This is a genomic window from Aminithiophilus ramosus (assembly GCF_018069705.1).
GTDB lineage: Bacteria > Synergistota > Synergistia > Synergistales > Aminithiophilaceae > Aminithiophilus > Aminithiophilus ramosus.
In genome coordinates, this window is the sequence record NZ_CP072943.1 from 1,952,353 (window position 1) to 1,970,651 (window position 18,299).

General features: G+C 62.7%; 33 protein-coding genes. All 33 read right to left on the reverse strand.

From position 1 onward, the window contains the following. Positions 1–14: 14 nt before the first annotated feature. Positions 15–647, reverse strand: coding sequence for a 30S ribosomal protein S4 (gene rpsD, locus KAR29_RS09000; protein ID WP_274372667.1), 633 nt, complete (start codon positions 645–647; stop codon positions 15–17). A 30-nt stretch (positions 648–677) separates the two neighbouring features. Then, complete coding sequence (rpsK, locus tag KAR29_RS09005; protein WP_274372668.1) at positions 678–1,070, reverse strand: 30S ribosomal protein S11; 393 nt, start codon at positions 1,068–1,070, stop codon at positions 678–680. A 24-nt stretch (positions 1,071–1,094) separates the two neighbouring features. Then, positions 1,095–1,472 carry a 30S ribosomal protein S13 gene (rpsM, locus tag KAR29_RS09010; RefSeq protein ID WP_274372669.1) on the reverse strand — a complete coding sequence of 126 codons (378 nt, stop codon included), beginning with the start codon at positions 1,470–1,472 and terminating at the stop codon, positions 1,095–1,097. Positions 1,473–1,476: 4 nt separating this feature from the next. Beyond that, positions 1,477–1,602, reverse strand: a complete 126-nt coding sequence (rpmJ, locus tag KAR29_RS09015) for a 50S ribosomal protein L36 (protein WP_274372670.1) — start codon at positions 1,600–1,602, stop codon at positions 1,477–1,479. A gap of 75 nt (positions 1,603–1,677) precedes the next feature. Further along, the gene (gene infA / locus KAR29_RS09020) at positions 1,678–1,896 is read right to left on the reverse strand and encodes a translation initiation factor IF-1 (RefSeq protein WP_274372671.1); all 219 of its coding nucleotides are present in this window, start codon (positions 1,894–1,896) and stop codon (positions 1,678–1,680) included. A 182-nt stretch (positions 1,897–2,078) separates the two neighbouring features. Then, positions 2,079–2,849, reverse strand: coding sequence for a type I methionyl aminopeptidase (gene map / locus KAR29_RS09025; protein WP_274372672.1), 771 nt, complete (start codon positions 2,847–2,849; stop codon positions 2,079–2,081). A gap of 1 nt (position 2,850) precedes the next feature. Further along, entirely contained in the window at positions 2,851–3,495 is a 645-nt protein-coding gene (locus tag KAR29_RS09030; protein ID WP_274372673.1) for an adenylate kinase, read from the reverse strand. Positions 3,496–3,523: 28 nt separating this feature from the next. Then, on the reverse strand, positions 3,524–4,816 hold the full coding sequence (gene secY / locus KAR29_RS09035; RefSeq protein ID WP_274372674.1) for a preprotein translocase subunit SecY: 1,293 nt from the start codon (positions 4,814–4,816) through the stop codon (positions 3,524–3,526). Continuing rightward, complete coding sequence (rplO, locus tag KAR29_RS09040; protein WP_274372675.1) at positions 4,817–5,263, reverse strand: 50S ribosomal protein L15; 447 nt, start codon at positions 5,261–5,263, stop codon at positions 4,817–4,819. It lies immediately after the preceding gene. A gap of 12 nt (positions 5,264–5,275) precedes the next feature. Further along, positions 5,276–5,461 (reverse strand): 50S ribosomal protein L30, encoded by a 186-nt coding sequence (rpmD, locus tag KAR29_RS09045; RefSeq protein ID WP_274372676.1) that lies wholly within the window; start codon positions 5,459–5,461, stop codon positions 5,276–5,278. An 11-nt stretch (positions 5,462–5,472) separates the two neighbouring features. Beyond that, positions 5,473–5,988, reverse strand: coding sequence for a 30S ribosomal protein S5 (rpsE, locus tag KAR29_RS09050; protein WP_274372677.1), 516 nt, complete (start codon positions 5,986–5,988; stop codon positions 5,473–5,475). Positions 5,989–6,002: 14 nt separating this feature from the next. Next, positions 6,003–6,368 carry a 50S ribosomal protein L18 gene (gene rplR, locus KAR29_RS09055; protein WP_274372678.1) on the reverse strand — a complete coding sequence of 122 codons (366 nt, stop codon included), beginning with the start codon at positions 6,366–6,368 and terminating at the stop codon, positions 6,003–6,005. A gap of 17 nt (positions 6,369–6,385) precedes the next feature. Continuing rightward, positions 6,386–6,925 carry a 50S ribosomal protein L6 gene (rplF, locus tag KAR29_RS09060; RefSeq protein WP_274372679.1) on the reverse strand — a complete coding sequence of 180 codons (540 nt, stop codon included), beginning with the start codon at positions 6,923–6,925 and terminating at the stop codon, positions 6,386–6,388. Positions 6,926–6,941: 16 nt separating this feature from the next. Further along, positions 6,942–7,346, reverse strand: coding sequence for a 30S ribosomal protein S8 (rpsH, locus tag KAR29_RS09065; RefSeq protein WP_274372680.1), 405 nt, complete (start codon positions 7,344–7,346; stop codon positions 6,942–6,944). 28 nt (positions 7,347–7,374) lie between these two features. After that, positions 7,375–7,560, reverse strand: coding sequence for a type Z 30S ribosomal protein S14 (locus KAR29_RS09070; protein ID WP_274372681.1), 186 nt, complete (start codon positions 7,558–7,560; stop codon positions 7,375–7,377). Positions 7,561–7,573: 13 nt separating this feature from the next. Further along, a complete protein-coding gene (gene rplE / locus KAR29_RS09075; protein ID WP_274372682.1) occupies positions 7,574–8,116 on the reverse strand; it encodes a 50S ribosomal protein L5 in 543 nt (180 codons plus the stop codon). 14 nt (positions 8,117–8,130) lie between these two features. Continuing rightward, positions 8,131–8,457 carry a 50S ribosomal protein L24 gene (gene rplX, locus KAR29_RS09080; protein WP_274372683.1) on the reverse strand — a complete coding sequence of 109 codons (327 nt, stop codon included), beginning with the start codon at positions 8,455–8,457 and terminating at the stop codon, positions 8,131–8,133. 12 nt (positions 8,458–8,469) lie between these two features. Beyond that, positions 8,470–8,838, reverse strand: coding sequence for a 50S ribosomal protein L14 (gene rplN / locus KAR29_RS09085; protein ID WP_274372684.1), 369 nt, complete (start codon positions 8,836–8,838; stop codon positions 8,470–8,472). 3 nt (positions 8,839–8,841) lie between these two features. Continuing rightward, complete coding sequence (gene rpsQ, locus KAR29_RS09090; protein ID WP_274372685.1) at positions 8,842–9,141, reverse strand: 30S ribosomal protein S17; 300 nt, start codon at positions 9,139–9,141, stop codon at positions 8,842–8,844. A gap of 6 nt (positions 9,142–9,147) precedes the next feature. Continuing rightward, positions 9,148–9,363: a 50S ribosomal protein L29 gene (gene rpmC, locus KAR29_RS09095; protein WP_274372686.1), complete on the reverse strand. Its 216-nt coding sequence runs from the start codon at positions 9,361–9,363 to the stop codon at positions 9,148–9,150. A 2-nt stretch (positions 9,364–9,365) separates the two neighbouring features. Next, positions 9,366–9,788 (reverse strand): 50S ribosomal protein L16, encoded by a 423-nt coding sequence (gene rplP, locus KAR29_RS09100; protein WP_274372687.1) that lies wholly within the window; start codon positions 9,786–9,788, stop codon positions 9,366–9,368. Between the two features lie 7 nt (positions 9,789–9,795). After that, positions 9,796–10,464 (reverse strand): 30S ribosomal protein S3, encoded by a 669-nt coding sequence (gene rpsC, locus KAR29_RS09105; RefSeq protein ID WP_274372688.1) that lies wholly within the window; start codon positions 10,462–10,464, stop codon positions 9,796–9,798. Between the two features lie 13 nt (positions 10,465–10,477). Beyond that, entirely contained in the window at positions 10,478–10,810 is a 333-nt protein-coding gene (gene rplV, locus KAR29_RS09110) for a 50S ribosomal protein L22 (protein ID WP_274372689.1), read from the reverse strand. A gap of 15 nt (positions 10,811–10,825) precedes the next feature. After that, the gene (gene rpsS, locus KAR29_RS09115; protein WP_274372690.1) at positions 10,826–11,107 is read right to left on the reverse strand and encodes a 30S ribosomal protein S19; all 282 of its coding nucleotides are present in this window, start codon (positions 11,105–11,107) and stop codon (positions 10,826–10,828) included. Positions 11,108–11,124: 17 nt separating this feature from the next. Continuing rightward, positions 11,125–11,952 (reverse strand): 50S ribosomal protein L2, encoded by an 828-nt coding sequence (gene rplB / locus KAR29_RS09120; protein WP_274372691.1) that lies wholly within the window; start codon positions 11,950–11,952, stop codon positions 11,125–11,127. A 20-nt stretch (positions 11,953–11,972) separates the two neighbouring features. Beyond that, positions 11,973–12,269 carry a 50S ribosomal protein L23 gene (rplW, locus tag KAR29_RS09125; RefSeq protein WP_274372692.1) on the reverse strand — a complete coding sequence of 99 codons (297 nt, stop codon included), beginning with the start codon at positions 12,267–12,269 and terminating at the stop codon, positions 11,973–11,975. Next, positions 12,266–12,892 (reverse strand): 50S ribosomal protein L4, encoded by a 627-nt coding sequence (rplD, locus tag KAR29_RS09130; RefSeq protein ID WP_274372693.1) that lies wholly within the window; start codon positions 12,890–12,892, stop codon positions 12,266–12,268. The genes rplW and rplD overlap by 4 nt, the downstream gene beginning before the upstream one ends. A 28-nt stretch (positions 12,893–12,920) precedes the next feature. After that, complete coding sequence (rplC, locus tag KAR29_RS09135) at positions 12,921–13,547, reverse strand: 50S ribosomal protein L3 (RefSeq protein ID WP_274372694.1); 627 nt, start codon at positions 13,545–13,547, stop codon at positions 12,921–12,923. 31 nt (positions 13,548–13,578) lie between these two features. Beyond that, positions 13,579–13,884 carry a 30S ribosomal protein S10 gene (gene rpsJ / locus KAR29_RS09140; protein WP_274372695.1) on the reverse strand — a complete coding sequence of 102 codons (306 nt, stop codon included), beginning with the start codon at positions 13,882–13,884 and terminating at the stop codon, positions 13,579–13,581. A 22-nt stretch (positions 13,885–13,906) separates the two neighbouring features. Then, entirely contained in the window at positions 13,907–15,106 is a 1,200-nt protein-coding gene (tuf, locus tag KAR29_RS09145; RefSeq protein ID WP_274372696.1) for an elongation factor Tu, read from the reverse strand. A 41-nt stretch (positions 15,107–15,147) separates the two neighbouring features. After that, positions 15,148–17,220, reverse strand: coding sequence for an elongation factor G (fusA, locus tag KAR29_RS09150; protein WP_274372697.1), 2,073 nt, complete (start codon positions 17,218–17,220; stop codon positions 15,148–15,150). 50 nt (positions 17,221–17,270) lie between these two features. Next, complete coding sequence (gene rpsG, locus KAR29_RS09155) at positions 17,271–17,741, reverse strand: 30S ribosomal protein S7 (protein ID WP_274372698.1); 471 nt, start codon at positions 17,739–17,741, stop codon at positions 17,271–17,273. Between the two features lie 21 nt (positions 17,742–17,762). After that, positions 17,763–18,137 (reverse strand): 30S ribosomal protein S12, encoded by a 375-nt coding sequence (rpsL, locus tag KAR29_RS09160; protein ID WP_274372699.1) that lies wholly within the window; start codon positions 18,135–18,137, stop codon positions 17,763–17,765. Between the last annotated feature and the right edge of the window lie 162 nt (positions 18,138–18,299).

Consider the following 18,299-nt stretch of genomic DNA (forward strand, 5'->3'; position numbering starts at 1 on the left):
CCACCTTTCATGCATTAACGGGCATAGAATTCGACAACGAGCTGCTCGTTGACGGGCGTATCGATCTGGTCGCGGCCCGGAACGGAGACGATCCTGGCCTCGAGCCTGTCGGCGCTGAACTCGATCCAGGCGGGGATGGAGCGGGCACCTGCGACTTCGGCGTTGTTCTTGATGAGGGTCACGTCGCGGCTGCCGGCAGCCACGGAGACGACGTCGCCGGCCTTGACGATGTAGCTGGCGATGTCGACCTTGCGGCCGTTGACGGCGAAGTGACCGTGACAGACGAGCTGCCGGGCCTGGGCCCGACTCAGGCCGAAGCCGAGACGGCAGACGACGTTGTCGAGGCGGCGCTCCAGAACCTGAAGGAAGTTGTGGCCCGTAGGGCCGTCCATCTTGAGGGCTCTGGCGTAGAAACGGCGGAACTGAGCCTCGCTCATGCCGTAGTAGCGGCGGAGCTTCTGCTTCTCCCGGAGGCGCAGCCCGTATTCACTCTGCTTGGAGTGACGTTTGGAGGCGCCGGCCTGTCCGGGTTTGGAATTCCTGCGGTTGATGGCGCACTTGTCGGTATAGCAGCGGTCGCCCTTCAGAAAGAGCTTGCACCCCTCGGCCCGACAGAGACGGCATACGGGTCCCGTATATCTGCTCATGCGGTGTTCCTACCTCCTTGCCGACTGGGCCTAGACGCGGCGCCGCTTGGGAGGACGGCAGCCGTTGTGGGGAATCGGGGTGGTGTCGCGGATCAGGTTCACCTGAAGGCCGACGGCCTGGAGGGACCTGATGGCCGATTCCCGACCCGGTCCGGGACCCTTGACGACGACGTCGATCTGCTGAAGCCCATGATCCTGGGCGGTCTTGGCGGCCTGAGCGGCGGCCATCTGGGCGGCGTAGGGCGTCGATTTGCGGGCGCCCTTGAAGCCCACGTTGCCGCCGGAAGCCCAGGAGATGAGGTTACCCTGCTTGTCGCTGATGCTGACAATGGTGTTGTTGAACGTGGAGAAGATGTGAACCACTCCGTAGTTGATGTTCTTTTTTTCCTTGCGCTTGCCTCGGCGCTGGACTCGCTTGGCCAACTGCGTCTACCTCCTTGTCCTCCGCTACTTACCGGCCTTTTTCTTGTTGGCCACGGTCCGGCGGGGTCCTTTACGGGTGCGGGCATTCGTCTTCGTCCGCTGACCGCGCACCGTGAGCCCCAGTTTGTGGCGAAGTCCGCGGTAGCAGCCGATCTCGACGAGACGTTTGATGTTCATCGTGACCTCCCGACGGAGGTCGCCCTCGACGAGATGATTGTTCTGGACTTCGTTGCGAAGCGCCTGAACTTCGTCGTCGGTGAGATCTTTGACCCGGGTGTCGGGGCTCACGCCCGTCAGGGCCAGGACCTTGCGCGACGTCGAAATGCCGATGCCGAAAATATAGGTCAGGCCATATTCGATCCGTTTGTCGCGAGGAAGTTCCACGCCTGCGATTCGAGCCATGCCTCTACCTCCTCGCTCCCTGACGCTGCTTGTGACGCGGGTTCTTGCTGCAGATGACCCGCACCACTCCGTTCCGCCTGATGATGCGGCAATGCTCACACATGGGCTTTACGGACGGTTTGACTTTCATACCGGTCACGCTCCTTGCGAAAAAACATCGACCCTTACCAGCCGCGGTAAGCGGGGACGCCTTGAGTTGGGAATCTTACTTGTATCGATATACGATCCGCGCACGGGTCAGATCGTAGGGCGACATCTGGAGGAGGACCCGATCGCCGGGCAGGATGCGGATGAAATGCATCCTCATCTTCCCCGACACGTGAGCCAGAACCTTATGCCCGTTTTCGAGCTCCACGCGGAACATGGCATTGGGAAGCGGCTCCACCACCTTGCCCCGCACCTCGATGACGTCATCTTTTGCCATGCGTTTCCACCGACCTCCTTGGATTGCGGTTTCGCCCCTGACCGGAGAGGCCTGAGCCTCTTCCCGAGCGGGTGACGGATTTCCCCTCTGACGGCGGGATTTCGGCACCGCAAGCTACTATTTTACACGATATTGCAACTTCGGGAATCATCCCGACGTCGGAGCGGCTCACGGGTGCCCCTTCACTCCCAGGGGGTGAGAATCTCGGCCCCCTCGGCCGTTACGAGTACCGTTTTCTCGAAGTGGGCCGCATCCGATCCGTCTGCGGTGACGACAGTCCATCCGTCCGGTCTGGTGACGACCCGCTCTCCCCCCGACATGACCATGGGCTCGATGGCCAAGGTCATGCCGGGCTTGAGGACGAGCCCCCGACCGGGCTTTCCGTAGTTGGGGACCTGAGGCGGTTCATGCATGTGACGTCCGATGCCATGGCCCGCGTAGTCGCGGACCAGGCCGAATCCCCGAGGCTTGACGTAGGACTCGACGGCATGGCCCACGTCGCCCAGGGTCGCGCCGCCGCGGACGGCGGCGAGAGCCCTGTCGAGCGATTCGCGGGTGACCTGAAGCAGGTCTCTGCGGGCCTCGGAGACGGCTCCGACGGGATAACTCCGGGCGGCGTCTCCGAAATAGCGGTCGTAGCCGACGACGATGTCGACGCTGACGATGTCCCCTTCCCGAAGGATCCGATCCCGGCTGGGAATGCCGTGAACGACTTCGTCGTTGACGGAGGTGCAGAGGCTCGCCGGGTAGGGGCTGGCGATGCCGGGCACGCGGTACCCCTTGGTGGCGGGAACGCCGCCGCTTTTGACGATGAGGGCTTCCGCCGTCTCGTCGAGAGTCAGGGTGTCGACGCCGGGGACGATGAGCTCCTCCAAGAGCCGGAGGACGTCGACGACGATCCGGCCCGCCTGTTTCATGTTTCTTATTTCATGGTCCGATTTCAGTGTGATCATCCTACGCCCCGAGTCGGTTCTCAAGGGCGACGAGCACGGCGTCGCCCGATCCGCCGGCGTCGACTTCCAGGAGCCTGTCCTGGCTCCGGTAGTAGTCGACGAGGGGGGCCGTCTGTTCGTGATAGACGGCCAGACGGTTGCGGATGACCGATTCCCGGTCGTCGCTGCGCTGATAGATCTCGCCGCCGCAGGCGTCACAGACGCCCTCGACGGCCGTGGGATGGAAGGCGACGTTGTAGATGGCCCCGCAGCCGCGGCAGAGCCGCCTGCCGCTGAGCCTTTCGACGACGGTTTCATCATCGACCTGGAGGAGAACCACGGCGTCGAGGGTCAGCCCCAGATCGGCCAGAAGGCGATCGAGCGCCTCGGCCTGGGGGACGGTCCGGGGAAAGCCGTCGAGGATGAAGCCTCCCTCGCAGTCCTTTTCGCGAAGACGGTCCCCCATCATGGCGACGATGAGGTCATCGGTCACGAGCTGCCCGGCCTCCATGAACGTCTTGGCCTTCAGTCCCAAAGGCGTTCCCTTCTTGACGTTCTCCCGAAGGATGTCGCCAGTAGAGATGTGGGCCACCTGATGGTGTTCCAGCACTTTGGCCGCCTGAGTCCCTTTGCCCGCTCCCGGAGGTCCCAGGAATATCACTCGCATGTCCTTAGTCTCCTTATTCCGGTCCGGCCTAGAGCCGCAAGAGGCTTCCGGCCTTGTCGCGACGCTTGAGAATGCCGTCGTAGTGGCGCATGAGAAGCTGCGCCTCAATCTGATGGACCGTGTCCAGGGCGACGCCGACGACGATGAGAACGGCCGTCCCGCCGAAGTAGAAGCTGGTGATGCCCATGATGCGCGTCATCAGCGTCGGGATGAGGGCGATGACGGCCAAGAAGAGGCTGCCGCCCAGGGTGATGCGCGTCATGACGCGCTCGATGTAATCCGACGTGGGCCGTCCCGGGCGGATGCCCAGGATGAAGCCGCCGTTCTTCTTCATGTTGTTGGCCACGTCGACGGGATTGAAGACGACGGCCGTGTAGAAGTAGGCGAAGAAGACGATGAGCGCCACGTAGAGGAGCATGTAGAGGATCGAGTCGGGGCCGAGAAGGTTGATGAGCCGCGTCGCCCAGTCTCCTTTGAAGAAGCGGAGGAGCATCGTCGGGAACATGAGGATCGACGAGGCGAAGATGATGGGGATGACCCCGGACTGGTTGACCCTCAGGGGAATGAAGGTGCTCTGTCCCCCGTAGACGCGGTTGCCGACGACGCGCTTGGCGTACTGGACGGGAAGGCGCCTCTGTCCCTCCTGAAGGAGAATGGCTCCGGCGACGACGACGATCATGAGCGCGACGGCCAGAAGCAGGGTGACGGCGTTCATCTCGCCCATGCGGAGCATGGTGAAGGTCCTGATGAAGGCCTCGGGGACGCGGGCCACGATGCCGGCGAAGATGAGAAGCGAAATGCCGTTGCCGATGCCGTGATCGGTGATCTCCTCGCCGAGCCACATGACGGCGACGGAACCCGCCGTTATGGTGACGACGACGACGAGGCCGCCCAGCAGGCCGCCGGAGAAGATGCCCAGGTTTCTCAGCCAGAAGGTGAGCCCCAGGGCCTGAACGACGGCGAAGAGGATGGTGCCCAACCGGGTGTACTGGACGATCTTCTTCCGCCCCTCATCGCCCTCTTTCTGCATCTTCTCCAGCGCCGGGAAGACGACGACGAGGAGCTGCATGACGATGCTGGAGTTGATGTAGGGCGCAACGCCGAGAGCGAAGACGCTGAAACGGCTGAGGGCTCCTCCGGCGAAGAGGTCAAGGAAACCGAGGACCCCTCCCTGCTCGAAGAGCTTGGCCATGGCCGCCGTATCGATGCCGGGCGTCGGAATGTGGGAACCGAGGCGGTAGATGAAGAGGACCGCCATGGTGAAGAGGATCCGACGTTTGAGATCGGGCAGCCTGAAGGCGTCGCGGAAGGAGTCGATCACTTAGACCACCTCGGCCTTCCCGCCCGACGCCTCTATCTTCTCGATGGCCTGTCCGCTGAAGGCGTCGGCTTTGACGTGGAAGTTCTTGGTCATTTCCCCGTCGCCGAGCACCTTGACGGGATCGGTGAGCTTCTTGACGAGACCGCTCCGGTAGAGCTCGTTGACGGTGATCTCCATGCCGGCCTCGAAGCGGGCGTCGAGATCGGAGACGTTGACGATCTGATAGTTCTTGGCGAAGCGGAAGTTGCTGAAACCCCGCTTGGGCGTGCGGCGATAGAGAGGCATCTGGCCTCCCTCGAAGCCGGGGCGGACACCGCCGCCGGCCCGAGCCTGCTGGCCCTTGGTTCCCTTGCCGCCGGTCTTGCCCAGGCCGCTGCCGATGCCCTGGCCGAGACGTTTTTTGGGCTTGCGGGAGCCGGCGGCCGGACGCAGGTCGTGAATGCGCATGGTCCTAACCTCCTAATCCTCGATGACGGACCACTGGACGAGGTGATGCACCGAGGCGACCATCCCCCTGATCTGGGGCGTGTCGTCGTGCTCCACCGTGTGGTTCAGCCTGTGCAGACCGAGGGCTCTGATGGTCCGAGCCTGACGCTCGGGCCGGTTGATGCAGCTTTTGACCCACTTGACCTGAATGCGTGCCATGGCGAGACCTCCTAGGCTTCCTGGGCCTCGACCCGATCCTTGCCGCGAAGGCGAAGGATTTCCTCGGGCGAGCGCATGGCCTTGACGGCCGCCATCGTCGCGTAGGCGACGTTGACGGGGTTGGAGGTGCGACCGATGACCTTGGTCAGAACGTCCTTGACGCCGCCGAGCTCCATGATGGCGCGCACGACGGCTCCGGCGATGACGCCCGTACCGGGAGCGGCGGGGCGGAGGAGAACTTCGGCGGCGCCGAAGTGACCGATGATGGGGTGGGGAATGGAGCTCCCCACCTGCTTGAGGTCGATCATGTTCTTGGTGGCCTTGTCGATGCCCTTGCGGACGGCCTCGGAGATTTCCCGGGCCTTGCCGATGCCGAGACCGACGCGGCTGCGACCGTCACCGACGACGACGAGGACGCTGAAGCGGAAGCGTTTGCCGCCCTTGACGACCTTGCTGACGCGGTTGATGGAGACGACGCGCTCGGTGAACTCCGACGTCTTGGCGTTGATGGGTTTCCTTCCTGCCATGCTGGGAGCCCTCCCTAAAACTCGAGACCGGCTTCGCGGGCAGCCTCGGCGAGGGCCTTGACCCTGCCATGGAACATGTGACCGCCCCGGTCGAAGACGACCTTTTTGATCCCCTTGGCCGTGGCACGCTCCGCCACGAGCTTGCCGACGACCATGGCGGCCTCGACGTCGCCGGTGCCTTCGAGCGTGCCTTTGAGTTCGCGGTCCATCGTCGAGGCGGCGACAAGGGTGAAACCCCGCTCGTCGTCGATGACCTGGGCATAGATGTGCTGAAGACTCCGGAAAACCGAAAGCCGCGGCCGCTCAGCCGTCCCGGAGAGGTGACGGCGGAGCCGACGGTGCCGGATGAGTCGCATGTCGTTTCTGCTGCGTGCCTTCATCGGCGTTCACCTACCTCCTATTTGGATCCGGCCTTGCCGGCCTTGCGGATGACATACTCTCCGACGTAGCGGATGCCCTTGCCCTTGTAGGGCTCGGGAGGACGGAAGCCGCGGATTTCCGAGGCGACCTGCCCCACGACCTGACGGTCGATGCCCGAGACGGAGATCTTCGTGGGGCCCTCCGTGGCGAGATCGATCCCCTGAGGGGGATCGTACTCGACGGGGTGGGAGAAACCCAGGCTCAGGACGAGTTTGCGTCCCTGCATCTGAGCCCTCCAGCCGACGCCGATGATCTCGAGATCCTTGCGGAAGCCCTGGCTGACGCCCTGAACCATGTTGGCCAGGAGAGCCCGGGTCATCCCGTGAAAGGCCCTGTCGGCCTTCTCGTCGCTGCCGCGGGTGACGTGAAGCGCGTCGCCCTCGGCAGTCACCGTGATGGAAGGAACGACGGACAGAGAAAGTTCGCCCTTGGGGCCTCTGACGTGGACGGAACTCTCCTGAACTTCTGCCGTGACCCCCTTGGGGAGTGCCACGGGCTTACGGCCGATGCGAGACATCAGTGTCCACCTCCCGCTACCAGACGAAGCAGACGACTTCGCCGCCCAATCCACGCTTCCGGGCGTTCGAATCGGTCATCAGCCCTTCCGGCGTCGAAATGACCGCGACGCCGAGGCCGCCCATGACTTTGGGCAGCTCGTCCTTGCCTGCATAGATACGACGTCCGGGCTTGCTGATGCGCCGGAGTCCCTGGATGACCCGCTCACGATTGGGGCCGTAGCTCAGGTAGATGCGCACGACGGAATAGGGCTGCTTGGCGTCGTTGATGACCTTGAAATTGCGCACATAACCTTCGGCCTTGAGAATCTTGGCCAGCTCGACCTTCATCTTGCTCAGAGGAACGTCAACGGAGTCGTGGAAGACCATGTTGCCGTTTCTGATGCGCGTGAGCATATCCGCGACAGGATCGTTCACGAACATGAGTATTGCCTCCTTTGCCGCCTACCCACTACCAGCTGGACTTGACAACGCCGGGGATTTTCCCCTCGCGAGCCAGCTTGCGGAAGCAGCAACGGCACATGTCGAATTTACGCATATAGGAGTGGACACGGCCACAGAGAGGGCAACGCGTGTAGCTGCGCACCTTGAACTTGGGCTCTCTCTGCTGCTTTACCTTCAGTGCCTTACGGGCCATTTCGTCTGCCTCCTTAGCGGGTGAAGGGCATCCCCAGCTCTGTGAGCAGGGCGAGGGCCTCTTCGTCGTTTCGGGCGGTGGTGACGATGGAGAGGTTCATCCCCCGAGGACGGATCACCTTGTCGTAATTGATCTCGGGGAAGATGAGCTGCTCCTTCAGGCCGAGGTTGTAATTGCCGCGGCCGTCGAAGCCTCGGCGGGAGATGCCCTGAAAGTCCTTGATGCGGGGCAGGGCGACGGCGATGACCCGATCGAGGAACTCCCACATCCGAACGCCGCGGAGCGTGACGCAGCAGGCCACGGGCATGCCCTCGCGAATCTTGAACCCGGCGACGGACTTCTTGGCCCGCTTCAGAAGGGGCTTCTGTCCCGTGATGATGGTCAGCTCCGACAGGGAGGCGTCCATGTACTTGATGTCGGTCTTGGCCTCGTTGACGCCGATGTTGACGACGATCTTGACGAGACGGGGGACCTCCATGACGTTGGCGAAGGAGAACTGCTTCTGCAGCCTGGGCGAGGTCTCCTCCAGGTATTTCTGCTTAAGACGTGGGATCATGCTCCTACTCCCTCCTAGACCTTGTCCACGATCTCGCCGCACTTCTTGCAGACGCGGACCTTGCGGCCGTCCTCGAGGAAGGCGCGACCGACGCGGGTGGCCTTGCCGCAGGAGGGGCAGACAAGCTGAACTTTGGAAGCGTAGATGGGAGCTTCCTGCTTGACCAGACCGCCCTGAGGGCTCTTGGCCGAGGGGCGGACGTGCTTGGTCACGACGTTGACTCCCTCGACGACGACGAGGTCACGGTCGGGGATGCGACGGAGAATCTTGCCCTCTTTTTTGGCATCCTTGCCGGTGATGACGCAGACGGTGTCCCCTTTTCTGATTCTCATCTTGCCCATAGCGAGGCCCTCCTAAACGACTTCAGGCGCCAGGGAGACGATGCGCATGTACTTCTTCTCCCGAAGCTCCCGAGCTACGGGACCGAAGATGCGGGTCCCCTTAGGATCGCCGTTGTTGTCGATGATGACGGCGGCGTTGTCGTCGAAGCGGACGTAGGAGCCGTCGCGGCGCCTCACCTCTTTTTTGGTCCGGACGATGACGGCCTTGACGACCTTCCCCTTCTCGATGTTGCTGTTGGGGATGGCCTCCCTCACGGAGGCGACGATGACGTCGCCCACCGATCCGTAGCGCCGGAAGCTGCCGCCCTGGACCTGAATGCACATGAGCTTCTTGGCGCCCGAGTTGTCGGCCACATTGAGTACGGTGCGGAGTTGGATCATGGCCTACTTCTCCTCCTCGACGGCCTTGCCGGCGACGGTAAGGACTGGAGCGCGCTCGATGATCTCGGCGAGGCGCCAGCACTTGTGGCGGCTCAGAGGACGAGTCTCTTCGATGCGCACCTTGTCTCCGGTCCGACAGGTGTTCTCCTCGTCGTGGGCCTTGTACTTTTTGTAGCGGCGAACCGGCTTCCCGTACAGCGGGTGCTTGGACGTCGTGTCGATGCGCACGACGATGGTCTTGTCCATTTTATCGCTGACGACGACGCCGATCCGCTCCTTACGATGGGCCTTGCGTTCCTCCATCGCCCTTTACCCCCTTACGACGGAACGATCGGCTTCGCGTTCCTTCTCACCGGCGATGGTGAGAATCCGCGCGATCGTCCGCTTCACTTCGCGGATGCGACTGGTGTTCTGAAGCTGCCCGATGGCACTCTGAAAACGGAGGTTGAAAAGTTCCTCTTTGTACTGGAGATGCCTCTCGCGAAGCTCATCCAGATTCAGATCCCGAAGCTCCTTGTTACGCATCTCTACTCACCACCCAATCCCTCGCGGGCCACGACGCGAACCTTGATGGGCAGCTTGTGGGCCGCCGTGCGGAAGGCCGCTTCGACAACTTCGCGGGAGACACCGGAGACCTCGAACATGATCCGGCCCCGCTTGACGGGAGCCACCCAGTACTCCGTGGCTCCTTTTCCTTTGCCCATCCGCGTTTCGATGGGTTTTCTTGTGAAGGGACGGTCGGGGAAGATACGGATCCAGATCTTGCCGCCCTTTTTCATCTTACGCGAGATGGCGACGCGGGAGGCCTCGATCTGGCGGGCCGTGATCCACCCGCACTGGAGAGCCTGAAGCCCGAACTCCCCGAAGTGAACCTCTTTGCCGCCTTTGGCCATGCCGCGCAGAGGACGACGATGAGGCTTGCGGTACTTGACGCGCTTGGGCATCAGCATGGCGTCTTTACCTCCTTTCCTTCTCCTCGACGGGACGCTGATCGACGAGGAGAGGGGCCTTGCCCTTGTAGATCCAGACCTTGACGCCGATGACGCCGTAGACGGTCTTGGCCTCGGCAAGGCCGAAATCGATGTCGGCCCTCAGCGTCGAGAGGGGGAGCTGTCCTTCGAGATACCACTCGGTCCGGGCGATCTCGGCTCCGCCGAGACGGCCGGCGCACTGGATCTTGATCCCCTTGGCGCCCGATTTCATGGCGCGGAAGATGGACTGCTTCATGGCGCGGCGGAAGCTGATACGGCGTTCCAGCGAGGAGGCGACGCCCTCGGCGACGATCTGAGCTTCCTTGTCGGGGCTCTTGATCTCCTGGATGTTGATCATGACCCTCTGACCGGTGATCTTCTGGAGCGCGTCGCGGACATCCTGGATCTCCTGGCCGCCCTTGCCGATGACGACACCAGGCCGTGCGGTCCAAATGGTGAAGCGGATGACGTTGCCGATGCGCTCGATCTCGACCTTGGAAACTCCGGCATGGCCCCAACGCTTCTTGACCCAGTCGCGAAGACGAAGGTCTTCATGAAGCTTCTTGGCGTAATCCCTGCCACCGGCGAACCACTTGGACTCCCAATCGCGGATGACGCCGATGCGGTAGCCTACCGGGTGAACTTTCTGACCCATTCGTCACCCCTCCTTAGCGTTCCGCCACGACGACGGTGATGTGACTCGTGCGATGGCGATAGGGATGGGCTCTTCCCATGGAGACGGGGCGAAAGCGCTTCATGCTCGGCCCCTGATCGGAGTAGGCGAGCTTGACGAAGAGCCTGTCCAGATCCATCCCGAAGTTGTGCTCCGCATTCGCGGCAGCGCTCTTGAGCACTTTTTCAATGACGGTGGCGGCCTTATTCGGCGTGAACCGAAGGGAGATCAGCGCCTCGTCGACCTTTTTCCCCTGAATCAGAGCCAGCACCTGTCGCGCCTTGGTGGGCGAGACGCGGACCTGCTTGGCCATGGCCTTGGCTTCCATGAACGTACCTCCTCGCTACTTCACGCGGGTGGAACGTTCCTGTCCCGCGTGCCCGCCGAACTTGCGGGTCGGGGCGAACTCTCCGAGCTTGTGCCCCACCATGTTTTCGCTGACGTAGACGGGGATATGCGTCTTGCCGTTGTGGATGGCGATCGTGTGGCCGATCATGGGCGGCACGATCGTCGAACGGCGCGACCAGGTCTTGATGACCTTCTTGGCCCCCGATTCGTTCATGTTCTCGACCTTGCGGAGCAGCTTGAGCTCTACAAAGGGCCCTTTTTTCGTGGAACGAGCCATATTCGACCCTCCTCAGCCTACTTGGCGTACCGGCGACGCACGATGAATTTGTCCGAAACCTTGCGCTTGCGAGTCCGGTATCCCTTCGCCGGAGTCCCCCAGGGAGAGACAGGGTGTTTGTTGGACTTGCTCCGTCCCTCGCCGCCGCCCATGGGGTGGTCGCAGGGATTCATCACCATGCCGCGGACCTTGGGCCGACGGCCGAGCCAACGGGTCTTTCCGGCCTTGCCGACGGAGATGTTCTCATGCTCCTCGTTTCCGACCTGGCCGACCGTGGCCATGCACTCGACGAGAATCATCCGCATCTCGCCGCTGGGCAGGCGGAGGGTGGCGTACTTGCCCTCCTTGGCCATGATCTGGGCCGCCACTCCGGCCGCGCGGACCATGGCACCGCCCCGGCCGGGCTGCATCTCGATGTTGTGGACGAAGGTGCCGACGGGAATGTCCCTCAGCTTGGCGGCGTTGCCGGGCTTGATGTCCACGCCCGGTCCGGCCTGGATCATCTGGCCGACGGAAAGGCCGTTGGGGGCCAGGATGTAGCGCTTTTCCCCGTCGAGATAATGGATGAGGGCGATCCGCGCCGAGCGGTTGGGATCGTACTCGATGGTGGCGACCCGGCCGGGAACGCCCAGCTTGTCGCGCTTGAAGTCGATGACGCGGTAGTAGCGCTTGTTGCCGCCGCCGCGGTGCCGCATGGTGACGCGGCCCGTGTTGTTGCGCCCGGCCTTCTTGCGGATCGGCTCGAGCAGGCTGCGCTCCGGCTCGGCGCAGGTGATCTCCTCGTAGGTGGAGATCGTCATGTGCCGACGTCCGGGAGTGACAGGCTTGAAAATTTTGATACCCATGGCTGGATCCTCCCCTCGCCCTAGGCGTTGGCGCCTTCGAAGAATTCGATGCGCTCGCCCGGAGCAAGCGTCACGATGGCCTTTTTCCACGAGCGCGAGCGGCCGAGAAAAGCGCCAAGCCTCTTCGGCTTGGAGCGGACCTGGATGGTGTTGACCTTCTCGACTTTGACCTTGAAGGCCTCCTGGACGGCCTCTTTGATCTGGATCTTGTTGGCCTGAGGCAGGACCTCGAAGGTGTACTTGTTCTGCTCCATCATGCGATTGCTCTTCTCGGTGATGACGGGCCGAACGATTATATCATGAGCCAGGAGCTTCATCGACCGAACACCTCCTCGATTCGGGTGACGGCTTCGGCGCTGAGGATGAGGTGCTCGTGGTTGAGGATGTCGTAGACGTTGAGGCTGTCTACGTGGAGAATCCGGGCGCCGGGAATGTTCTTGGTGGAACGGATCACGGCGTCGTTGGACTCGTGGAGCACCACGAGCGGCTTTTTCGTCGCCTGCACTTTGTCGAGAAAGCCCAGCATGACCTTCGTCCTGGGGGCGTCAAGACCGACGCAGTCGACGAGGAGAAGCCTCTCGTCCTGGACCTTGAGCGTGAGAGCGCTCCTGAGAGCCAGGCGGCGGACCTTGCGGTTCACCTTCTGGCTGTAGTCGCGGGGATGAGGACCGTGGGCCACACCGCCGCCGACCCAGATGGGCGACGTGGTGCTGCCGTGACGGGCCCGGCCGGTGTGCTTCTGCCGCCAGGGCTTCTTGCCGCCGCCGGCCACGTCGCCGCGACGCTTGCAGTCGTGCGTCCCCTGACGGCGATTGGCCAGCTGTGCCACGACGACCTGATGCATGGCCGGAACGTGGACGGGGGCCGAGAAGACGGCGTCCGAAAGGGTGACCTCACCGACGACTTCGCCCTGTAGATTGTACTGCTTCACGATAGGCATCGTCATTTACCCTCCTTTCAAACGGCCGCTACTTCTGCTTCCGGACCACAACGAGGCCGTTGCGTGCCCCGGGGATGGCCCCCCGGACCAAAAGCAGGTTGTTCTCGCTGTCGATGGCGACGACGACGAGATTGCGAACGGTGACCCTCTCGTCTCCCATCTGGCCCGGCATGGTCTGACCTTTGAAGACTTTGCCGGGATAGCTGGAGGCGCCGCTCGATCCGGGACGACGATGGAACTTCGAGGCGCCGTGAGTCGAGGGACCGCGGTTGCCGTTGTGGCGCTTGATGAAACCTGCGAAACCCTTGCCCTTGCTCGTTCCCGTCACGTCGACCTTCTCTCCGGCCTCGAAGAGGGTCACGTCGAGGACCTTCCCCACTTCGTAGCCTTCGATGGAGTCGAGACGGAACTCGCGGAGCCAGCGGCAGGCGTCGACGCCGGCCTTTTTGAACTGCCCCTCCATGGGTCTGGTGACCTTGTGGGGCTTGATGGCGCCGAATCCGACCTGGACGGCCCTGTAGCCGTTGGTCTTCTCGTCGCGCAGGGCCGTGACGGGACAGGGGCCGGCCTCGACGACGGTGACGGGAACGGCCCGCCCCGCCTCGTCGAAGATCTGCGTCATGCCCAGCTTGCGTCCCAGGATGCCGATAGTCATCGCTCTTCCACTCCTTTGCTCAGAGCTCCCCTTACAGCTTGATCTGGATGTCCACGCCCGAGGGGAGATTCAGCTGCATAAGGGCCTCCATCGTCTTTTGCGTGGGTCCGACAATGTCGATCAGCCGCTTATGAGTTCTGATTTCGAACTGTTCCCGCGCGTCCTTGTCCTTGTGAGGGGACTTGAGGACCGTGTACTTGTTGATCTCCGTCGGCAGGGGGATGGGGCCCGAGACCTGGGCTCCCGTCCTCTGGGCGGTGTCGGCGATCTGCGAGGCCGAGCTGTCCAGCACTCTGTGATCGAAGGCCTTCAATTTGATGCGAATATTCTTGGTCAAGGCTGAAAACCCCCTTCGGGGATTACTTGTCGAGGATTTCGGTGACGACACCGGCTCCGACGGTGCGGCCCCCTTCGCGAACGGCGAAGCGCAGGCCCGGCTCCAGAGCTACGGGAACGATCAACTTCACCTCGAACGTCGCATTATCTCCAGGCATGACCATTTCCACGCCCTCGGCCAGCTTGATCTCCCCCGTCACGTCCGTCGTCCGGAAGTAGAACTGGGGCTTGTATCCCGAGAAGAAGGGCGTGTGGCGGCCTCCCTCTTCCTTCTTCAGGACGTAGACCTCGGCGTAGAAGTGCTTGTGCGGCAGGATCGAGCCCGGCTTGGCGATGACCTGACCGCGCTCCACGTCTTCCTTGCCGATTCCCCGCAGAAGAAGACCCACGTTGTCTCCGGCGATCGCCTCGTCGAGGATCTTGCGGAACATTTCGATGGACGTGCAGACCGTCTTGCGCGTGTCCCGCATGCCCACCACTTCCACTTCCATCCCCGACTTCAGAATGCCCCGCTCGATACGGCCCGTCACGACCGTGCCGCGCCCGGTGATGGTGAAGACGTCTTCAACGGGCATGATGAAGGGCTTCTCCGTGTCGCGGATCGGCTCCGGAATGGCATTGTCGCAGGCGTCCATCAGTTCCCAGATGCAGTCCGCCCACTTGTCCCCCTTCGTGCCGGGACCTTCGAGGGCCTTCAGCGCCGATCCGCGCACGACCGGAAGGTCGTCCCCGGGGAACTCGTACTTGCCCAGGAGATCGCGCACTTCCATCTCCACCAGGTCCAGAAGCTCGTCGTCGTCGACCATGTCCACCTTGTTCATGAACACGACCAGCGCCGGCACGTTGACCTGACGGGCCAGCAGAACGTGCTCCCGCGTCTGCGGCATGGGACCGTCGGCCGCCGAGACGACCAGGATTCCCCCGTCCATCTGCGCCGCGCCGGTGATCATGTTCTTGATGTAGTCGGCGTGACCGGGGCAGTCGATGTGCGCGTAGTGCCGCTTCTCCGACTGGTACTCCACGTGGGCGATGTTGATCGTGATCCCGCGCTCACGCTCCTCGGGCGCCTTGTCGATGTTCTCGAAGGCCGTGAAGTCGGCGAATCCCGCCTTGGAGAGCACGTAGGTGATGGCCGCCGTCAGCGTCGTCTTGCCGTGGTCGATGTGGCCGATCGTTCCGATGTTCAGGTGAGGCTTGTTTCTTGCAAAATGCTCCTTTGCCATGGACGTTTCCCTCCCTATGAATATTCAACAGGCTTTCTATTCTACCCCTTGAGGACCTTTTCCGCCACGTCGCGGGGAACTTCCTCATAGTGGTCGAACTGCATCGAATAGGCGGCCCGGCCGGAGCTCTTGCTCCGCAGGTCCGTGGCGTAGCCGAACATCTCCGACAGGGGGACGATGGCCTTGACGATGCGGGCGTTGGCGCGCATCTCCATGCCCTCGATGCGCCCCCTCCTGGAGGAGAGGTCCCCGATGACGTCGCCGACGTACTCCTCGGGGGAGACGACTTCGACCTTCATGACGGGCTCCATCAGAACGGGGTCAGCCTTCCTCATGCCCTCCTTGAAGCCCATGGAGGCGGCGATCTTGAAGGCCATCTCGGAACTGTCCACGTCATGGTAGCTGCCGAAGACGAGGGAGACCTTGACGCCGATGACGGGGTAGCCGCCGAGAATGCCGCTGGTGATCGTCTCGTCGAGGCCTTTCTGGACGGCCGGGATGTATTCCTTGGGGATGACGCCTCCGACGATCTTGTTCTCGAATTCGTAACCCTTGCCGTCGGGCAAAGGCTCCAGCTCGAGGACGACGTGGCCGTACTGGCCCCGGCCGCCGCTCTGGCGGATGAACTTGCCCTCGGCCTGGGAGGCCTTGCGGATGGCCTCGCGGTAGGCGACCTGGGGGCGGCCGACCTTGACTTCGACGCCGAACTCGCGGCGGAGACGGTCGACGATGATTTCCAGGTGGAGCTCGCCCATGCCGGATATGATAGTCTGGTTGGTCTCCTCGTCGGTGTGGACCCGGAAGGTGGGATCCTCCTCGGAGAGGGCCGAAAGACCCTTGGCGAGCTTGACCTGATCGGCCTTGCTGTTCGGCTCCACCGAGAGATGGATGACGGGCTCGGGGAAGATGAGATTCTCGAGGAGGACGGGAGCGCTTTCGGCGCAGAGCGTATCGCCGGTGCGAGTCGCCTTGAGACCGGGAAGGGCGACGATCATGCCCGCCGCGCAGTCCTCGAGCTCCTCACGCTTGTTGGCGTGCATGCGGAGGATGCGTCCCACCCTCTCGCGCCTGCCCGTGGCCACGTTGAGAACCGATTCGCCGGTCTTGAGAGCCCCCGAGTAGATGCGGCAGAAGACGAGACGGCCCACGAAGGGATCGACCATGACCTTGAAGGCCAGAGCCGCGAAGGGCTCGTCGTAGCTGGAATGGCGCTCGATCGCCCTCTCCGGGTCGTCCACGTCGTGGGCGACGATGGGAGGGAGATCGGCGGGGCTGGGCAGGTAGTCGACGACGGCGTCGAGCATGGGCTGGACGCCCTTGTTCTTGAAGGCCGATCCGCAGAGGACGGGGACGATCTGAAGGTCGATCGTGGCCCGCCTGACGGCCGCCTTAATCTTCTCGACGGGAACCTCTCCCCCGTCGAGGAAGAGCTCCATGATCTCCTCGTCGAAATCGGCTATGGATTCGATGAGGAACTCCCGGGCCTGAGCGGCCTCCTCCTGGAGTTCGGGAGGGATCTCCGTCAGCTTGGGCTCCCGACCCAGATCGGCCTCCTCTCCGTAGAGGATGGCCCGGTTCTGGACGAGGTCGACGAGGCCGATGAAGGCATCTTCGGCGCCGATGGGCATCTGAATGGGAACGGCCCTGGCACCGAGACGCTCCCGCATCCCCTCGACGACGGCGTTGAAATCGGCTCCGACGCGATCCATCTTGTTGACGAAGGCGATGCGGGGAACGCGATATTTGTCGGCCTGGCGCCAGACGGTTTCCGACTGGGGCTCGACGCCCCCGACGGCACAGAAGACGGCGACAACGCCGTCGAGGACGCGGAGAGAACGCTCCACCTCGACGGTGAAATCCACATGGCCGGGCGTATCAATGATGTTGATGATACAGTCCTTCCAGTGGCAGGTCGTGGCGGCAGAGGTGATGGTGATGCCTCTTTCGCGCTCCTGTTCCATCCAGTCCATCGTCGCGGCGCCCTCGTGGACTTCGCCCAGCTTGTAGGTACGGCCCGTGTAGTAGAGAATCCGCTCCGTCGTCGTCGTCTTGCCCGCATCGATATGGGCCGCGATGCCGATGTTGCGGATCTGTTTCAGATCAATTCCTTGCATCGTCTTTCACCACCAAGAAAGGGACTGCTTGCATCGGAGCCTTGAAACGGTTACCAACGGTAATGGGCGAAGGCGCGGTTGGCCTCGGCCATGCGATGGGTGTCCTCACGCTTTTTGACGGACCCGCCCTCGCCCTTGCAGGCATCGAGAAACTCGCGGGCGAGACGCTCCACCATGGGAATGCCCTTGCGGGCCCGGGCGTACTGGATGATCCAACGCGTGGCCAGGGCCTGGGCACGGGTGGGATCGACCTCGACGGGAACCTGGTAGGTGGCGCCGCCGACGCGGCGGGGCTTGACTTCGACGAGGGGCTTGACGGCCTCCATGGCCTTGTCGTAGACCTCTCGGGAATCAATGCCGAGCTTGCCGCCGGCGCTCTCGAGGGCGCCGTAGAAGATCTTTTCGGCGATGCTCTTCTTGCCGTCATACATGAGGCAGCTGATGAATTTCTCCATCGAGACGGAGTTGAAGCGAATGTCGGCCTTGGGTTCCCGACGGTGGACATGACCTTTCCGCGGCATGAACGGTTCCCCTCCCTACGGTTATTTCTTGGGCCTGCGCGCCCCGTACTTGGAGCGGCTCTGACGACGATTTTCGACTCCCGCCGTGTCGAGGGTGCCGCGGATGATGTGGTAGCGAACGCCGGGAAGGTCCTTCACACGCCCGCCACGGACCATGACGACGGAGTGCTCCTGCAGGTTGTGTCCGACCCCGGGAATGTAGGCCGTAACTTCGATGCCGTTGGTGAGGCGGATACGGGCCACTTTGCGGAGAGCCGAGTTGGGCTTCTTGGGCGTCGTGGTGTAGACGCGGGTGCAGACGCCGCGCTTGGCCGGGTTGCCCTGAAGGGCAGGAGCGCTCGTTCTGACTTTCTTGGACTTGCGCCCGTTGCGGATCAACTGACTGATGGTTGGCACTGACGAAAACCTCCTTCCACATAAAGGGCTCTTCTTGAGCAGAGCCCGGACCGGGCCTCGATGGCCCTCTCAGGCCGCGGGCTTCTGAGCTTGTGCGGACGCTTCGGCGGAGACAAAAGCGCACAAAAGGGCATGCGCCAAATAAGGCGCACCCGAACATCA

What these genes read in the sequence shown, in the direction of transcription:
- KAR29_RS09070 (WP_274372681.1), bottom strand. Translation starts at nt 7,560, where the DNA reads ATGGCCCGTAAGGCACTGAAGGTAAAGCAGCAGAGAGAGCCCAAGTTC.
- rpsG (WP_274372698.1), bottom strand. Translation starts at nt 17,741, where the DNA reads ATGCCGCGGAAAGGTCATGTCCACCGTCGGGAACCCAAGGCCGACATT.
- rplE (WP_274372682.1), bottom strand. Translation starts at nt 8,116, where the DNA reads ATGATCCCACGTCTTAAGCAGAAATACCTGGAGGAGACCTCGCCCAGG.
- rpmD (WP_274372676.1), bottom strand. Translation starts at nt 5,461, where the DNA reads ATGGCACGCATTCAGGTCAAGTGGGTCAAAAGCTGCATCAACCGGCCC.
- rplP (WP_274372687.1), bottom strand. Translation starts at nt 9,788, where the DNA reads ATGCTGATGCCCAAGCGCGTCAAGTACCGCAAGCCTCATCGTCGTCCT.
- rplC (WP_274372694.1), bottom strand. Translation starts at nt 13,547, where the DNA reads ATGACTATCGGCATCCTGGGACGCAAGCTGGGCATGACGCAGATCTTC.
- rpsS (WP_274372690.1), bottom strand. Translation starts at nt 11,107, where the DNA reads ATGGCTCGTTCCACGAAAAAAGGGCCCTTTGTAGAGCTCAAGCTGCTC.
- rplV (WP_274372689.1), bottom strand. Translation starts at nt 10,810, where the DNA reads ATGGAAGCCAAGGCCATGGCCAAGCAGGTCCGCGTCTCGCCCACCAAG.
- rplW (WP_274372692.1), bottom strand. Translation starts at nt 12,269, where the DNA reads ATGAAGCTCCTGGCTCATGATATAATCGTTCGGCCCGTCATCACCGAG.
- rpsH (WP_274372680.1), bottom strand. Translation starts at nt 7,346, where the DNA reads ATGTTCGTGAACGATCCTGTCGCGGATATGCTCACGCGCATCAGAAAC.
- rplB (WP_274372691.1), bottom strand. Translation starts at nt 11,952, where the DNA reads ATGGGTATCAAAATTTTCAAGCCTGTCACTCCCGGACGTCGGCACATG.
- rpmC (WP_274372686.1), bottom strand. Translation starts at nt 9,363, where the DNA reads ATGCGTAACAAGGAGCTTCGGGATCTGAATCTGGATGAGCTTCGCGAG.
- rpsD (WP_274372667.1), bottom strand. Translation starts at nt 647, where the DNA reads ATGAGCAGATATACGGGACCCGTATGCCGTCTCTGTCGGGCCGAGGGG.
- fusA (WP_274372697.1), bottom strand. Translation starts at nt 17,220, where the DNA reads ATGCAAGGAATTGATCTGAAACAGATCCGCAACATCGGCATCGCGGCC.
- map (WP_274372672.1), bottom strand. Translation starts at nt 2,849, where the DNA reads ATGATCACACTGAAATCGGACCATGAAATAAGAAACATGAAACAGGCG.
- rplO (WP_274372675.1), bottom strand. Translation starts at nt 5,263, where the DNA reads ATGCGCATTCACGACCTGCGTCCGGCCGCCGGCTCCCGCAAGCCCAAA.
- infA (WP_274372671.1), bottom strand. Translation starts at nt 1,896, where the DNA reads ATGGCAAAAGATGACGTCATCGAGGTGCGGGGCAAGGTGGTGGAGCCG.
- rpsC (WP_274372688.1), bottom strand. Translation starts at nt 10,464, where the DNA reads ATGGGTCAGAAAGTTCACCCGGTAGGCTACCGCATCGGCGTCATCCGC.
- rplD (WP_274372693.1), bottom strand. Translation starts at nt 12,892, where the DNA reads ATGCCTATCGTGAAGCAGTACAATCTACAGGGCGAAGTCGTCGGTGAG.
- rpsE (WP_274372677.1), bottom strand. Translation starts at nt 5,988, where the DNA reads ATGGCAGGAAGGAAACCCATCAACGCCAAGACGTCGGAGTTCACCGAG.
- KAR29_RS09030 (WP_274372673.1), bottom strand. Translation starts at nt 3,495, where the DNA reads ATGCGAGTGATATTCCTGGGACCTCCGGGAGCGGGCAAAGGGACTCAG.
- rplR (WP_274372678.1), bottom strand. Translation starts at nt 6,368, where the DNA reads ATGAAGGCACGCAGCAGAAACGACATGCGACTCATCCGGCACCGTCGG.
- rpsM (WP_274372669.1), bottom strand. Translation starts at nt 1,472, where the DNA reads ATGGCTCGAATCGCAGGCGTGGAACTTCCTCGCGACAAACGGATCGAA.
- rplF (WP_274372679.1), bottom strand. Translation starts at nt 6,925, where the DNA reads ATGTCTCGCATCGGCCGTAAGCCCGTGGCACTCCCCAAGGGGGTCACG.
- rplN (WP_274372684.1), bottom strand. Translation starts at nt 8,838, where the DNA reads ATGATCCAACTCCGCACCGTACTCAATGTGGCCGACAACTCGGGCGCC.
- tuf (WP_274372696.1), bottom strand. Translation starts at nt 15,106, where the DNA reads ATGGCAAAGGAGCATTTTGCAAGAAACAAGCCTCACCTGAACATCGGA.
- rpsQ (WP_274372685.1), bottom strand. Translation starts at nt 9,141, where the DNA reads ATGGAGGAACGCAAGGCCCATCGTAAGGAGCGGATCGGCGTCGTCGTC.
- rpmJ (WP_274372670.1), bottom strand. Translation starts at nt 1,602, where the DNA reads ATGAAAGTCAAACCGTCCGTAAAGCCCATGTGTGAGCATTGCCGCATC.
- rplX (WP_274372683.1), bottom strand. Translation starts at nt 8,457, where the DNA reads ATGGGCAAGATGAGAATCAGAAAAGGGGACACCGTCTGCGTCATCACC.